This window comes from Paenibacillus sp. GCM10027627, assembly GCF_042675505.1.
Taxonomy (GTDB): Bacteria; Bacillota; Bacilli; order Paenibacillales; family Paenibacillaceae; genus Pristimantibacillus.
In genome coordinates, this window is the sequence record NZ_JBHTHB010000001.1 from 1,494,449 (window position 1) to 1,509,923 (window position 15,475).

Sequence of the window (15,475 nt, forward strand, 5' to 3'; positions counted from 1 at the left end):
TTATAATGTCATCAAAAGTCAGAATTGATGAACTGGATTCAGTAAGAGGATTAGCTGCACTGTCAGTAGTCTTTTCTCACATAGCAATACTAATCCCTTCATTCTTTCTTGAAAGGTTTAACAATACACCCTTGCATTTCTTTTGGTTGGGTCATGAGTCAGTAATTTTGTTCTTTATTTTAAGTGGATTTGTACTCTCCTTACCATTTCAAAATAATCGAATTAGCCCTTTGGGTTATGTAAATTATTTAGTAAGAAGAGTATTCAGAATACTGATTCCAGCAGCAGTTTCAATGGCAATTGTACTTATACTGATCAGCACATTGAATCCTCAAGGGTTAAATGGAATTAGTGAATGGGGAAATAGTATCTGGACTAATTCATTAAATACAGTGGAGATTGTCAAGCAACTCATACTATTACAAGAAATCGATTCCATGCAATTTAATCCTGTTTTGTGGTCATTAGTGCATGAGATGAGGATATCAATTATTTTTCCACTTGTTTTGTTATTGATGTTCAAATTCAATTTAATCAGACGCATTGCAGTAGTTATCTTGATTCCAATCACATTCTTCGTGGCCTATGTTGTTGGTCTTAAAGTCTTTAACTATGACATAACTAAATTTTCTGGTGGTTATTCATCTTATATACTTACTCCTCATTATCTTGCTTTCTTTACACTTGGGTCGATCCTTGCAAAGTACAGAGAATCAATTAAAGAAATCTATATGCGATTGAATTTAATTGTAAAGTTTACTTTAGTGGTAGTTGGTTTGGTCTTGTACATGTATAATTGGCTGATTCTGCCTGATAACTCATTACTTCATATGTTCATCTTTAATGATTGGAGTATTGCTATTGGTGGAAGTATATTTATTGTTGTTAGTATGAATTCAGTAGTGATGAAAAGAGTACTCTTATTCAATCCAGTTCATTATATTGGTAAGATATCGTACAGTATTTATTTGTATCATCTAATCATGATGCTGACGATGTTGTATGTATTGAATGGAATGTTCAGTGTTCCAGTCATACTTTTGATGTCGGTACCTGTGACGCTTATTGTTTCAGCAATCATGTATCATTTAATCGAAGTTCCGTCGATGAGACTTGGGAAGATTTTAAGCTTCAGTAAACCTAAACAGAGAAGTAATCCTATTCCTCATGGCGCGAATGTTGATGTAATGAGTTTATCGAGGTTGAAGAAATAGTTTAATAATGACATAGCAAAAGCCCCTGACATTTAGTCGGAGGCTTTTGTTTTGATGTTATTAAGTATTACATTTTTAGTTTCATTTAATCTGACTTCTGTTTCCTTGAAGAGTTCAAACTTTTTACTGAAGTCTTCAGCCATAGATTTCATTTGTTCTTTGTTTTGAGCTATTTCTTCTGCTAATTCAATAATTTTATTGTATTCTTCTCTAGTTATTATTTTTTCTGGAATAGGTTTGTAAGGAGCTGTATCTTCTTTGACTATATGAGAAGTCGAAAGATAAGAATCAGCATTTCGATTAGATTGATTAAATTCAATACCCTTAAGTATCCAGTCTGTTGATACATTGAAGAAGTTAGAAAGAGCAATAGTGATATCAGCACTTGGATTATTTCGCCCATTTTCTATATTGGAAATGGTCGCAGATGTAGTTGGTTTAAGTTCATTAGAGTTTTTAACTGGTAACAATATTCTTTTTGCTAGTTCATCCATTGTCAATCCAGCTTCTTGTCTCAGATTATTAATACGAGTACCAATTGTATCTATATCATTCACTTCCCATCATACTTACTTGTAAATCAATAATATAAAATATTGAAAAAAAATCAATAAGAATTCACTAACATTGTTGTCAGTTTTCACTAACATTATTATTGACAAAACTTTCAAATGATAGTACTCTAACATAAGTTAGTGAAACTTAATTTTGTGAGTATGTTTAAATAACCACTAACATCATTATAATTCATTTACTTCTAACAATAAAGGAGATAAGTGCGATGAAACTTAGTACATCTATTTTTTCATTATCTGACAACATGACAAACTCAAAACAAGACCTACTTGAATACATAAACTACTTTCATGATACCACAACACAGGAATATGAAGATGCTGTTTTTCTGATTCAGACTGATGAAGACTTGCGAATGTGGTTTCAGATTTGGAGTGGAGACCCTGACAATATTGCTGAAGCGAATTGGAAACTGAGGGAATGGAAAGTTGTACAAAGGTTGAATGAATATGAACCAGCAAGTGATCTATTGGGATTAGATGTAGGTGACTTTTTAGAAACGTATTTTTGCCAAGTTGGTGGAGAGAGATCAGTTTGGGAGTTAGAGAAAGTACTTGGTGAGATGAACTTTAGGGAATTGTGGGATTTACATATGAAATACCCGATGGCGAGGATTGAGTATTACTAAATCATTTGATTAAATAATTTAGTCTGCATTCACTAACATATTGATGGTATAATAAAATTTACCAATCCAATGGAGCGTGAATGTATGTCAAGATTCTCTTTAGTCAAAATCTTTGTTTTGATGTTGGCATTACCAATACTAATTTCATGTAATAGTAGTAACACTAACAGTATTTCAAAAAAAGAAGTCGTTAATTCAACTAATACAAGTAAAGAGCCTGCTTCCTCAAGTGAAGCACAAGTTTCCAGCAAAGAATTGCGAATATCTTATCTAAAATCAAAAGAAGTGAACTCTAATAAAGATACACAAACTAGAATTGATAAGATTAATCAGCTTCAATATGATATTGCAGTAGCAATATGTGAAGCAACAAATTCTAAATGCTCATTTAATACATATTCATCTGATAATGATGTTTTAACCTCAGTAGAACGTAGAGATTCTGATACAGCTTTTGGTTTTAACTTTGAAAGTGATTTACAAAGCAACTTTGAGTTTAGCTATTCATATTTGTATGTAATAATTAATTTTAGTTCCTTTGACTACAAAGGCCATCATTCATTTGTTGTAGCAAAGGGTGACACTGAAGTATTAAACATACTTAATGACGGGATTAACACTATAAAAGAAAATGGAGTGTATTTTGAAATTTACAGAAAACATTTTCCTGATGATAATTCAATGTCAATTTTATAATTGAAATGTGATTTAAGAGAGTGGATTATATCCGCTCTCTTTTTTGTTGCCTAAAAAAGGAGTGAGATAATGTCTGAAGATTTAAGAATATTGATACGTGCTGGAATTAATGTGGGGAAATCAATAAAAGAGATTAATGAAAGTGTCAAGAATCTTGAAAAACACCCATCCCTCCAGAAAATAAAGCTGAAGCTTGATATAGACAACAAATTTACGCAATCAATCAACAAGTTCATTGCAAGTGTATCAAAAATGAAAAAGATTGCAGATGAACAGTCTAAAGCAGTTATTGAAACACAAAATGTGTATCGAGAATTAGATGGGACAGTAAAAACTGTCACTGAAACCGTTCTAAAGAATGGCGAGATAGTTCAAAAAACGAAAACTGTACATGATGCAAATAAAAAAGCAATTCAAGATGAGACTCTTGCAGCCCGAAAACTGACTGATGAAATTGAAGAAATGAATACTGCTAATTTGGATTCAATTAAAATCGACAAGAATAAATCTGGTAGAGTTACTGGATACACTATAAAAGAAACTGATGGGTATGAAACAACAACTACAAGACTTCAACCTGACAAGGAGACACTAGTAAGGCAAAGTGTTGTTGAGAATTTCAAAAAGCAACGTGAAGATGAAATTAAGCTTCAAGAAAAATATAATAAAGAAGAAGAGAAACTACAGAGAGATCACTTTCTTGCACTACAACAAAATAAAAAAAAAGATATTGAATTTCAACAATCTATTGCAAACAAACAGGCCAAAATTAATGATTTGATTAGAAGATTCGGAGCCGATAATGAAACTGGTGAAAAATTAGAAAGATCAATAGAAAAATTAAAATCAATTAAATTCATTGACACTTCTGACCTTAACAATGTAAAAAACTATAAGCAATCCTTGGCAGATCTAGATATAGAATTAAAAAATATAATTGCAAGTGCAAATACATCTGGTTCGCATATAGATAAACTTAACCATGGATTTTCAACAGCTATAACTAAGACTTTACTTTGGGCTGGAGCAATGACGAGCCTTTATGCCCCTCTACATGGCTTACAGGCTGCCATTGACACGATATTGACAGTGAATAAACAGCTAGTTGAGCTGAAAAGGGTAATGGATGAGGGAACTAATTTTGATAATCTCTTACAGGGTAGTATTGATCTTGCAAATGAACTCGGAAGGTCAATTACTGAGGTAAATGAATCATTAACGGGGTTTGCGAGACAGGGCTTTAATGAACAACAGATTCTTGATTTAACAAAAACAGCAACACTTGCCCAAAATATATCAGATCTTAAAGCTGGAGAAGCTATGGATGCTATTACAGCAGCTATGGTTGTTTTTAATATTGAGGCAGATAAGAGTCTGGGAATTGTTGACGCAATTAATAATGTCGATAACAACTTTGCAGTAACTTCCCAGAATTTGGCGGTGTCACTTCAAAAAAGTGCTTCGGCTGCGAAGACTTTTGGCGTTAGCATGGAAGAGCTGATAGGTGATGCCACTACCATTATGCAAATTCAAAGAGAAAGTGGCTCAGTTGCGGGCAACTCCTTGAAAACCATTTATTCACGATTAACAACAATGCAGCCTGCAATAGATGCTCTTTCTAATATTGGTATCAATATTCATCACTCTAATGGAGAATTGAAAACAGCAACTCAAATTTTAGATGAAGTGGCTATTGCATTCAAAGATGTTAATGAAGAAACAAAACAAAATACAGCAGTTGCTTTAGCGGGTTAACAATAACGGCCCCCTATTATGGTGACATAGTAGTGAAAAATTGGCTATAACGGCGAAAGCCCTAACGTAAAGTCGAGGGTAACACCGTGGAAAGATTGTCTTGTGAGAGAGACAAGGAGTTAAAAATTAGAAACACTAACCATAGAAAGATTCGTAAAGGTGATTGGACTGAAGAAGAATTAAAGACACTTCAAGAAAATTATGAGCATATGACAATTACTAAATTAAGAGAAAATTTCTTATCAAGTAGAACTTACTCATCTATTATGAGTAAGGCAAATAAATTAGGACTACAATCAAGAAAAAAATGGTCAGAAGCAGAAAACGAAATTATGAAGAAATACTATCATAAGTTATTAAATAATGAATTAAAAAAACTATATCTACCAAACAGAAGCACATCAGCGATACAAGATCAAGCGAAAAAGCTTAACCTTATAAAAATAAATGCTCGAAAAGAATATTGTGAAGTTGATTTACTTAAGTTTCTAGTTGAATACTCAAAGGAAATTGGAAGAACACCATCAGGAGATGACATTCGTTCCAATCCCAGTATCCCATCTTTATCAACTTATGTTCGGTACTTTGGAAATTATTCTATTGCTTGTAGAGAGGCAGGCCTTGATATTAATTGCCTGAGATTGTTCGGCAAAAAATCTTGGCATTACGCTAGCAATGGTGATCTATGTTTGTCTAAAGCAGAACTGTCAGTCACAGAATATCTAATTTCTAATAATATAAAATATACAAAAGAATATCCTTATAATCAAATTGTTTCTGATGAAAAAGTAAAGTTTAAAAGATGTGACTGGTACTTAGATTCTGGCATCATTATAGAATACTTTGGCATGCCAGAGAAACCGTATTACAAAAAGAAAATGGATATAAAAATTCAAGTATGTAAAGATAACAACATACCTCTAATTCAATTGCTTAGAGGCGATCTACGCAATTTAGATATTAAACTTAAACCTCTCACAAAACAAAATCCCGAACGACTGTACGCCAATTCACTCATGAGAGTGAAAGAAACAGTCTGAGCATCATACGAAAGTATGAGAGAGAGGGTCGAGTGTAAAGACACTCTTGGAAGCACCCTCTCCGCTATCCGTACTTGGATAGTCAGTAATCTATAAAAAATAGATGAAAGTAACAGATTGCGCTATCAACTGTCAAGGTTTCTTGCACTTGTAAATAACCGAAACATCGCCCACGACGCTACCGCAAAAGCCATCAACTCCGAAGGCTCCGCGATGCGTGAGAATCAAGCCTATATGGACTCTTACGAAGCCAAAATCAACAAGATGAAGGTAGCTTGGCAACAATTTGCTTTAACAATGGAAGAAGCCGTAATTGGCGACTCAATAATCGCAATCACAAACTCACTCACCACTCTAGGTGGAATCCTCACCTTCACGGTTGATAACTTTGGCCTCCTCCCCCCTGTTCTTGGCATTATAGGATTAACAGCAGCTCTACTCAGTAAAAACTTTGCGGCAACCACAATCTCAGTTCTCACACTAGGTAGAGGATTTGATGCACTAGGTATATCTGCTACAAGAGCAAAACTAGCTATGCGAGGTCTTGCAGTTGCTTCTGTCGTAGGCGGTGCTTTTGTTGCAATCGGATTAGTATTAGATACATTAATTTCAGATTGGGCAAAACACACAGAAGCAGTAAACAAAAATCGTGAAGCTCAAGAAAAAAGTATCGCTTCACTTAGAACCAATGAAACAGAAATTAGGAAACTACTCTCCAGATACACAGAATTATCGACTCAAACAGGTCTAACAGCAGAAGAAAACAAAGAATTCCTATCCATCCAAAATCAATTAAACGAATCGATGCCATCACTAACCCTTCACATTGATGAACAGGGTCAAGCCCACCTGCGTAGCGCACAGAACATTGAGATTGAAATAAAGCATCTCGAAAAACTACAACGCATTCAAGATGAGATTAGAAAACGTGACATTGATAAGAATAGGGATAACGTATTAGCAAACATAGAAAAACAAAAAGAAGCATTAAGTGATCTTGAATATCAACTCAGACTTGCTCAAAGTCCATTAACCCTAGCTGGACAGGGAACAGAAGATAACCTTTCCCTTGATATTGAAGATCAAAACTATAAAGTTGAACAAAGTTATCAAGCCATTGCAGAAAGTATTAATAAAAATGTTGAAGCAAGTCTACGCTTAAAGTATGCAAATGATTCTCTTACCAATGAGGATCGCAAATACATAGTTGGTTTAGCTGAAAAAGAATCAGAAGTATTGAAATCAATCAAAAACTCTGATGAACAAAAAAGTGCTTATGATAAAGTCAATAAATCAGTTGAAGAACAGGCATTCAAAATTGCAGAACTTAGAAGTCAATTGGGATCAGCAGGTTCAAGTGTTAGTATTGCTGAACTTCTTAAAATGGATCAGAAGCAAATTGATGCAATGGACAATCTCAACCAGAAAGTTGCTGAGGGTAGTCAAGATTGGAAACAGCTACAAGCCAGTCTAGAAGAAACTGGTATTAGTGCAAGTGTTGCAGAAAGTGCTATTCAGGCATTAGCCAATAATCAACTTAAAGCAAGCAGTGCTACAGAATCAATGTCAGATTCAATTGATGAGGCAACATCAGCAGAGCAAACTTTTGCTGAAGTTATTAGCGAAACCATCAACGAAGTCTACTCACTCTATGATGCTTACAACACACTTAACAAAGGTGAAAAACTAAGTCTTGATACAATACTTTCGTTGATTCAAAAGTATCCTGAACTTCAACAGCATCTTGTCTTAGAAAATGGACAATTGGCACTCAATAAAGAAGGTGTTGAACTTCTAGCCAAAGCAAAAAACATCGAGTTTACAAACAGCCTCAATCAAAAGAAAAAAGAACTAGAAGAGTCAGCCAAACTGTTAAAGTCTAAACTTTCCATATATAGTGGTGAAGTTGAAGCATTAGAAAAACTCGATAAGGCCAAGTACTTGTCTAATGCAAATTCAATAGCTGAAGCTCAGTATCTTGAACAGAAGTTTAATGAGTATAAGAAAATCATGGATGAGATTAATTCAATTAATGTCATCTCCAAAATTGATTTTTCTACAGGCACTCCTCCTCCACCTCCAAAAGAAGAGAAGCCACCTAAAGATGAACCTAAGACTTTAGATGCTACTGATGCCCAGATTAATGCTATTAATGCTGATGCTGAAGCTCAACAAAAGCGCAATGAAATTCTAAAAGAAAGTATTTCATCTGAAGACGCATTCTCTGTTCGCTTAAAAAATACAAATGATTTAATTGCAGGTCAAACTTCTGAAATAAACAAGTTAAATAAAGCAAACAATGATTTGAAAACTGCGATGACTACTTTAGATGATACTTCAAATTATGATATGTCTTTGTGGCTAGACAAGAATGGTGAAGCAACTAAGAAGTATATTGACTTGTACAACTCTCTAACCAAGGGATCAGAGCAAGACAAGTTGCAAGAGCTTTTTAATCAATACCAAAAATACTCTCAAGCAATTAATGAGAACAAAGATGCAATCGAAGAGTTACTACCATCTCAAGCTGAACTAATTAAGCAAATTGAAGAAATTAAACTTGAAAGAACACAAGAGCACCTTGAATCTCTTTCTGATGCAATTGAGAAATTTGATGAAAAGATTGAAAAGTCAAAGAGAATCCAAAGTCTATTTGCAGAAGGTTCTAAGGAATACAATGATGAGACAAAGAAACAAATTCAGTTGCTTAGTGATAAGCAAGAGCTGATTCTCAAAGACATTGCATGGGCTGAAAAAAGACTAAAGCAAGGCGACTTAACAGCCAAGCAAATTAAAGAATTGAACGAGTTTATTAAAGCTCAGAAATCTCTTTTGGAAGAAGTCATCATCACTCAAAATGAATACAGCATTGAGTGGCAAAACTCAGTAAAAGATGCAGCAAAAGAAGCAATGAAAGTTCTTGAGGACTATTATAAGCAACAAGCAGACCTAGAATCAGATTCATTAGATAAGCAACTTGATGCTTATGAGAACTATATCAATGAACGAAAGAAGCTACTTTCACAACAATTTGAGGAAGAGGATTTTCAAAAAGATCGGCAAAAGCTGCAAAAAGAAGAATTAGAACTTCGTGCTGAAATTGATAAGTTGATGCTTGATAATTCGTTTGAAGCTCAGTCAAAACGCGAAGATCTAAATAAAGAACTTCAAAAGAAACTTGAGGAAATTGCTGATTTAGAACTTGATCATAATCGAAAGAAGCGAAGTGATAATTATGATGATCTTTTAGATAGCAAACAAAAAGAAATACAAGCAGCAAAAGATAAAGTGGAAGAAAAATGGCAAGCAGAATTAAATGCAGATCAATACTATAGTGGTCTAAAGCAATCATTACTTGAAGGTAATGTTGAAAAGATGCGATCCACTTTAGAAAAGTTCTCTTTAAACATCCAATCTTACATGGATGCGATTGGTGCTTCAATTGATTTGAATCTCATTAACAAGATGAATATGACTGATCAATTTACTGAGGTTGGAAAATCTATTGATACAGTCTTGGGTACTCAACCAAGTGATTCTTCCACAGGCCAATATGATTCTGCAACAATTGCTGCATGGAAAGAATACTTGAACAACAAAAAGAAAGCCGAAGCAATAAAAACACCTTCAAACAAAGAATTCCAAGCACTAAAAAAACGTAACGATGAATTGCGTAAACAACATAATTTCCGTGATGGCAGCTTTCCAGAACTTAGTGCTTCTCAGTATCCTATGTTTTCTGCCAAGTCTGGTGGAATGACTCCTAAGTGGGGTGCGAATGGGAAAGTTGGGATTCTTCATGAAGAAGAACTAATCATGAATAAAGTTCAAACTAAAGATATCTTGAAAGTACATGAGTGGACACAAAGCATGATTGGTAAAATTAAGACACTAGACTTTTCTAACATCATAAAACAACCACAGGTTGCTGGAGCCAGTGTCATTAACAATCAGTATTTAACTTTCAATCTAAGTGGAAAGGCTACTCAGTCTGATGCAGATTTATTTGTTAAGACACTTGAGAATCACAATCGAAGAAGATAATTATGAAAAAGGGGAAAGTCTATTGGGCTTCCTCTTTTCTATTGGGGTGATTAAATTTATATGACAATTAGAGAATCAATGAATTTCACATTTAATTCTGAGAGTAGTTCAGATTATGGGGTTTTAAATGTGACATTTGATAGTGGTATGCAAGAAGAACCTTTTCTGCCAACTAGAAAAATATTGGAACAAAAAATAAGAGGTAACAACAAACCATATTTTTTAGGTGTTGAATATGAGCCTCTCACTATACCTGTTAGAATTGTTTTTGAAAAAGATTTTAACATTGATAAATTGCGAAACTTGGCTAATTGGCTAACAACTGACAATTATGCTCCATTAATCTTCGAGTCTAAGCCAAGTCACATTTATTATACATTGCTGGTTGATGAAGGAACTTTGACTCACAATTCTATTAATCAAGGATATGTTGATGTCACCTTTAGGTGCGATTCTCCTTGGGCATGGACACCAGCATATTCGCAATTTCATGATTTTTCTTCAAATGTGACCGATGGAACAAATTACACAATTAACAATGTGGGTGATCTAACTATTCAACCCATACTGGAAGTTGAAATAGTTTCTGGTACTGAGTTTTCAATTCAGAACCTAAGCAATAAAGGTGAACGGTTATCTTTAGTGGGATTAGCCGTTGGTGAGAAGCTGATTATTGATTGTCAGAATCAAACTATAGACTCTGATATTCCTTTAACTTATCGCTATGGAAATAGAACCTTAGACAGTCAATTCATTTCGTTTATAAAGGGAAATAACTACTTAAATATTAAAGGTAATGTGAAAATTACCTTTAAGTATAGAGGACAGCTTAGAGGATAGGAGGACAAATGAACTGAAACCAACTTTATCATTATGCAAGCCTAATCGTGAGATCATTGGAATTCTAACTGAAGCTTATGATGAAAGTTATGAGGAAAAATTCGGTGATCTGTCTCTGTTATCTTTTAAGGTTCCATTCACATTAAACATTAGGCACTCAACAAGAAAAAATATTCATGTAAAAAAATTAAAAGAAAAACATCTAATCTTATTTGAAGATGAACATAAGAAAGAGTACTTCCTTGTTCAAAAAACAATCAAATCTCATGGTTCAAGTGATGATTATTTTCAAATAGAATGTTCAGGATTGCCAATTCAACTTTCATATAGAGATATAACAAACTATAAAGCTACCAGCAAGACAGCTACTCAATTATTGAATGATGGCCTAATGGGTACTTCATGGTCTGTTGGAAGCGTGCATGGTGACTATAATACTCAGTTTCGTTCTTTAGAATTTACTGGCTCAAGATTGGATTTTGTTTTTTCTGTTGCTGAAACTTATGAAGGCTTGGTTTTTTTCAATACATTAAACAAGACCATCAACCTTTATGATCCAAAAGCATATGGATTCAATAAAGGTCTTGTTACGTCATATGGCAAGCTTTTAGATTCAATTACATATGAATCTGATTCAAGTGAGCAGGCAACCAGACTGTATGTTCGTGGAAAAGATGGTCTAACTATTTCTGAAGTATCTTCCACTGGAACACCTTACTTAGAAGACTTTTCTTATTACTATGAAGATATGAGTATAGGTTTGCATGATGCACTAATAGCTTGGTCACAATTGAAAGCGAATAATGAAACAACATTCGGAAACTTGTTAGATCAACTTGAAAGCATACGCGCAACACTCATTGTAAAACAAGGAGAGTTAAGTGATTTAAAAGCAGAACTGGAAGTTATTTTAGATACACTTGATGCAAAAAAATCACGTAGTGAAGATGTCACAGCAGAATTAATTCTAGAAGCAACTAAAAAATCTCAGATTGCAGTTAAACAAACAGAAATAAATTCAGTTTCAGGAAACATTGCTTCAGTAACATTGCAGATAGGAACATTATACAATCTACTCTCCATCGAAAATAACTTAACACATGAGCAAATACTTGAACTTGATGAGTTTATTTTTGAAGCAGAATATACAAATGAATTTATAAGTGACCCTATCAAACTAAAAGAAATTGCTATTGAACACTTTAAAACTATTCGAGAACCAAAATTGAGTGCGGATATAGACATTGTTAATTTATTCAAAGTGCTTGAATTGGAAGAAAGCTCTGATAGGAGTAAAGTGGTTTTAGGTGACTTCATTAATATCAATTATGATCTATCTGACATATCAATCACAGCAAGAATAATCGGTATTAGTACAAATTATGAAAGTGACACAATAAAGTTAACCATAAGTAATATTGTAAAATCACAAACCTTTGCTGACAAATTTGATAATGAACACAGAACGGCAGTTAGTAACTCAAATACATTTGCTGCTAATAAGTATGCATATGACAATAATATTGCTCGAACTGATGAAGTGTCTCAGATTCTAGACAATACATGGAGTACAATTGATCGACAAATTGAAGGTGGATTAAACAATTCTATTAGCATGTCTAGACGAGGAATCATAGTCACTGATTCCAACGACCCTCAGCGTATGGTAATAGTTCAAAATGGTGTTGTGGCATTGTCAAAAAACGGAGGCTTGAACTGGCAAACTGCAATCACTCCAGATGGTGTAGTGAGTGAGCGTTTATTCGGACAGTTGATTGCAGGTAATAACTTATTGATAACTAATCAATCTGGCTCATTTACTATTGATGACAATGGTATTACAGCTACTGAAATGAATTTAACTATTACTCGCTCAGATAAAAAAAGTCGTGTAATCATTAATGCAACAGATGGCCTTAAACTACAAAAAAACACTGGAACTACAGCAAATCCAGTGTGGGTAGATCAGATTGTTTTAGATACAAATGGCGATGTAATCTTTAAAGGTAAAGTTGCAATTGGCTCTGGAAACAGTATTTTCAAGGCAGATGAAAACGGAATTTCATTAGGTAGTAACAACTTTAATAATGCGCCATTTAAGGTTGATTTGACAGGCAAGCTTACTGCATCAGGCACAAGTTTAAGTGGAGATATAAATATGACTGGCGGTTCAATTAGTTGGTCAAATGTAAATAGTGACCCTGTTGCTACTGGAGCTGTTAGTATGGCAAGTACTGCACAATCAATGGCTTCTGCAATTGCAAATGGTACTTATAATGGTGGAACGTTTATCAATGGAAAAATGGTTTACTCTCCAAATTTATTAGGTGGTACGATTGAAATCGGATCACTAGGAACAAATAATGTTTGGAAAGCTAATAATTCAGGCATTTGGTTTGGTCATCAGAATTATTCTTCAGCCCCATTTAGAGTAGCTGTGGATGGAAGTGTATTTGCTTCTAATGGAACCTTCAAGGGAACAATGCGTACAGCAGACACAAATCAAGATAGAATTGAATTGTCTAGTACTGGACTAAATTCACTTGATTCAATTGGTAGAAAACATGGTGTAACTATTTCTAGTGATAATTACTCAAATCTTGGTTTTTATTATGCAGGTGAATATCGTGGTGGGTTAACACAATTAGGTGGCGACATTACGCTTACTACAACTTTAGGCTCTTTGCTCATACGTGCTGCTGATAATTCAAGTACTATTTTTAGAGGGGCTGTTAATTTCAGTCAAGCAAACGTGACTGGAATCACAGCAACATTTGGTTAATTAAATCTAAGATCCTTATTGTGGTTATCTGAACCTTCATCAGTGAAAATCAACACCACTTTATTTTTGTGTATTATGTTGACTTTCATTGTTTCAAATGTTTTAGATGTTACTATGTCCATATTATCTAAATGGACTCTAGAAAGCACATTCATTAAGAAAGAAAGCTTGTCTTGATTCTTGGTTAAATTATTGTATGAATAATAAACAATGTCATCAATTGTAAGGTTTGCCTCATTTTTATCAATGTCATATTTAAGTGTGAGTGTTTTTAGTTTATCAATTAGTGCAGCAATGTTTAGTAGTTTTCCCTCATCTATTCCACCTTCTTCATTAGGTAATTCAACTTGTTCAGTAACAATCTCAACACTCTTATCACTATTATTCCACTCAACAGACGCACCTACTAACTCTCCAATATCCTTCAGATAAACATAGGTGCGTCCATTGTAAGTTAATACAGGTTGTTCAGTTTTTACCTTTTCACCATTCAGTTTTAATAGGATGGTGTTATTTATGTTTGCTGTAATTTTTTGTATAGCTGGCGATGCTGCAAACACAGACATAGAAGACATTATTACGGCTCCAGCAATGAAACTTGTAACTCCAATTGTTAACTTTTTCATGAAGAATCCCCCTAGTTTTCATGTTAGTAAAACACAATATGTATGAGGATATTATAACATGAATTTCCAAAATCGTTAACTATATAGAACACCATTCATTGTGGTGAACAATGAAAGAAGGTGAATAAATGCCAAGTGTATCAATATCAAGCGTCACTCAAACAAGTGCTTCATGGATAATTAGTGATCTAAGTAACCCTTTTATCTCACAATATTATGATTACTGCTACATCACATATAATGGTCAATCTTCATCTCCTGACTATCCACCTGCATCAGGAACAGGTAGAACATCAAATGGTAGCATTTCTGGTCTTAGTCCTAGCACATCATATTCAGTAAATGCTTATGCAGTTGTAGATGGAATTACTTATTCTGCTGGATCAACTTCATTTTCAACACCAGCTCCACCAACACCTACTATGAATCCTATGACTACATGGTATCGCGATCAGGGTGGCATTTGGATGCAATGGGCAACCTTATCTGGTGCAAACTATTATTACCCTGAATATAGATTGAGTGGATCATCTTCATGGTCATCGTTTGGTTCAACATCTGGCTCCTATGCTTATTTGAGCGTTGGAACATATGGGGTTGCTTATGATTTTAGAATACGTGCTTCACTTACAAGTGGAGGATACTCCAACTATAGCTTTGTCACTTCTGCCACTACAGAGCCTAAACAGCCATCGATTTCAGGGCAAGTTACCAATGGTACAACTTTTACTGTCTACGCAAGTGGAATGTTGGGTAATTGGAACACAATTATTGTTGAGCGATTAAGTTCAACAGGATCATTGATTGACACTAGAACAATTACTCCAAGTGGTAATCAATATGTGCAATGGCTTAATATGCCCGCAGGTACGAATAATAAATTTCGTGCGAGATCGGAGTACTCAGGTCTATATAGTCCTTATTCAAATGAAATTGTTTTGCAAAATTTAAGACCTGAAAATTTCTCATGGACAAATGTAAAGCAAGCTAATCAACCATTTAATGTACTCGCATCTGAATGGAATGGACTAACAACTAGAATAAATGATTTCAGGGTGTATAGGGGTAAAACTGCTTATGGGTTCACAACAGTTACTACAGGAAATACTTTCTATGCATCCGTTTTTAATCAAGCAGTAAATGCAATTTTAGGAATAAACAACCCTTCTCCTACCATTTCTCCTCCTAGTATAAAGCAATCAGGCAATACGATAACTGCCGCTGACATCAATAGGTTAAGGGATTCAATTAACTCAGTTGAATAAAATAAAATA

At 34.3% G+C, this 15,475-nt stretch carries 11 protein-coding genes; 9 read left to right on the forward strand and 2 right to left on the reverse strand.

Annotated features, from left to right (window positions below; all coding sequences use genetic code 11):
• Positions 1-5 precede the first annotated feature (5 nt).
• Positions 6-1,214 carry an acyltransferase family protein gene (locus ACFQZE_RS07390; protein ID WP_379355191.1) on the forward strand — a complete coding sequence of 403 codons (1,209 nt, stop codon included), beginning with the start codon at positions 6-8 and terminating at the stop codon, positions 1,212-1,214.
• 32 nt (positions 1,215-1,246) lie between these two features.
• Here the strand turns inward: ACFQZE_RS07390 and ACFQZE_RS07395 are convergent, their stop codons facing one another.
• The gene (locus ACFQZE_RS07395) at positions 1,247-1,771 is read right to left on the reverse strand and encodes a helix-turn-helix domain-containing protein (protein ID WP_379355193.1); all 525 of its coding nucleotides are present in this window, start codon (positions 1,769-1,771) and stop codon (positions 1,247-1,249) included.
• 224 nt (positions 1,772-1,995) lie between these two features.
• Here ACFQZE_RS07395 and ACFQZE_RS07400 point away from each other — a divergent pair, with 224 nt between their 5' ends.
• From ACFQZE_RS07400 to ACFQZE_RS07430, 7 genes are all read left to right on the forward strand, one after another.
• Positions 1,996-2,418, forward strand: a complete 423-nt coding sequence (locus tag ACFQZE_RS07400; protein ID WP_379355195.1) for a hypothetical protein — start codon at positions 1,996-1,998, stop codon at positions 2,416-2,418.
• A gap of 84 nt (positions 2,419-2,502) precedes the next feature.
• Positions 2,503-3,114 carry a transporter substrate-binding domain-containing protein gene (locus tag ACFQZE_RS07405; protein WP_379355197.1) on the forward strand — a complete coding sequence of 204 codons (612 nt, stop codon included), beginning with the start codon at positions 2,503-2,505 and terminating at the stop codon, positions 3,112-3,114.
• Positions 3,115-3,183: 69 nt separating this feature from the next.
• The gene (locus ACFQZE_RS07410) at positions 3,184-4,869 is read left to right on the forward strand and encodes a phage tail tape measure protein (RefSeq protein WP_379355199.1); all 1,686 of its coding nucleotides are present in this window, start codon (positions 3,184-3,186) and stop codon (positions 4,867-4,869) included.
• Positions 4,870-4,955: 86 nt separating this feature from the next.
• Positions 4,956-5,909 (forward strand): homing endonuclease associated repeat-containing protein, encoded by a 954-nt coding sequence (locus ACFQZE_RS07415; protein ID WP_379355201.1) that lies wholly within the window; start codon positions 4,956-4,958, stop codon positions 5,907-5,909.
• Between the two features lie 213 nt (positions 5,910-6,122).
• Positions 6,123-9,953 (forward strand): Smc domain-containing protein, encoded by a 3,831-nt coding sequence (locus tag ACFQZE_RS07420; protein WP_379355203.1) that lies wholly within the window; start codon positions 6,123-6,125, stop codon positions 9,951-9,953.
• 60 nt (positions 9,954-10,013) lie between these two features.
• The gene (locus ACFQZE_RS07425; RefSeq protein WP_379355205.1) at positions 10,014-10,793 is read left to right on the forward strand and encodes a distal tail protein Dit; all 780 of its coding nucleotides are present in this window, start codon (positions 10,014-10,016) and stop codon (positions 10,791-10,793) included.
• A gap of 13 nt (positions 10,794-10,806) precedes the next feature.
• Entirely contained in the window at positions 10,807-13,575 is a 2,769-nt protein-coding gene (locus ACFQZE_RS07430) for a phage tail spike protein (RefSeq protein WP_446786078.1), read from the forward strand.
• Here the strand turns inward: ACFQZE_RS07430 and ACFQZE_RS07435 are convergent.
• Positions 13,572-14,201, reverse strand: a complete 630-nt coding sequence (locus tag ACFQZE_RS07435; protein ID WP_379355207.1) for a stalk domain-containing protein — start codon at positions 14,199-14,201, stop codon at positions 13,572-13,574. The two genes, ACFQZE_RS07430 and ACFQZE_RS07435, sit on opposite strands and share 4 nt — an antisense overlap.
• A 128-nt stretch (positions 14,202-14,329) precedes the next feature.
• On the opposite strand from ACFQZE_RS07435, the gene ACFQZE_RS07440 reads away from it, so the two are divergent.
• Positions 14,330-15,466: a hypothetical protein gene (locus ACFQZE_RS07440; RefSeq protein ID WP_379355209.1), complete on the forward strand. Its 1,137-nt coding sequence runs from the start codon at positions 14,330-14,332 to the stop codon at positions 15,464-15,466.
• The last annotated feature ends 9 nt before the right edge of the window (positions 15,467-15,475 follow it).

Excerpts from the sequence above, each read along its gene's own strand:
- ACFQZE_RS07390 (WP_379355191.1), top strand. The coding sequence starts at position 6 with ATGTCATCAAAAGTCAGAATTGATGAACTGGATTCAGTAAGAGGATTA.
- ACFQZE_RS07400 (WP_379355195.1), top strand. The coding sequence starts at position 1,996 with ATGAAACTTAGTACATCTATTTTTTCATTATCTGACAACATGACAAAC.
- ACFQZE_RS07405 (WP_379355197.1), top strand. The coding sequence starts at position 2,503 with ATGTCAAGATTCTCTTTAGTCAAAATCTTTGTTTTGATGTTGGCATTA.
- ACFQZE_RS07410 (WP_379355199.1), top strand. The coding sequence starts at position 3,184 with ATGTCTGAAGATTTAAGAATATTGATACGTGCTGGAATTAATGTGGGG.
- ACFQZE_RS07420 (WP_379355203.1), top strand. The coding sequence starts at position 6,123 with ATGCGTGAGAATCAAGCCTATATGGACTCTTACGAAGCCAAAATCAAC.
- ACFQZE_RS07425 (WP_379355205.1), top strand. The coding sequence starts at position 10,014 with ATGACAATTAGAGAATCAATGAATTTCACATTTAATTCTGAGAGTAGT.
- ACFQZE_RS07435 (WP_379355207.1), bottom strand. The coding sequence starts at position 14,201 with ATGAAAAAGTTAACAATTGGAGTTACAAGTTTCATTGCTGGAGCCGTA.
- ACFQZE_RS07440 (WP_379355209.1), top strand. The coding sequence starts at position 14,330 with ATGCCAAGTGTATCAATATCAAGCGTCACTCAAACAAGTGCTTCATGG.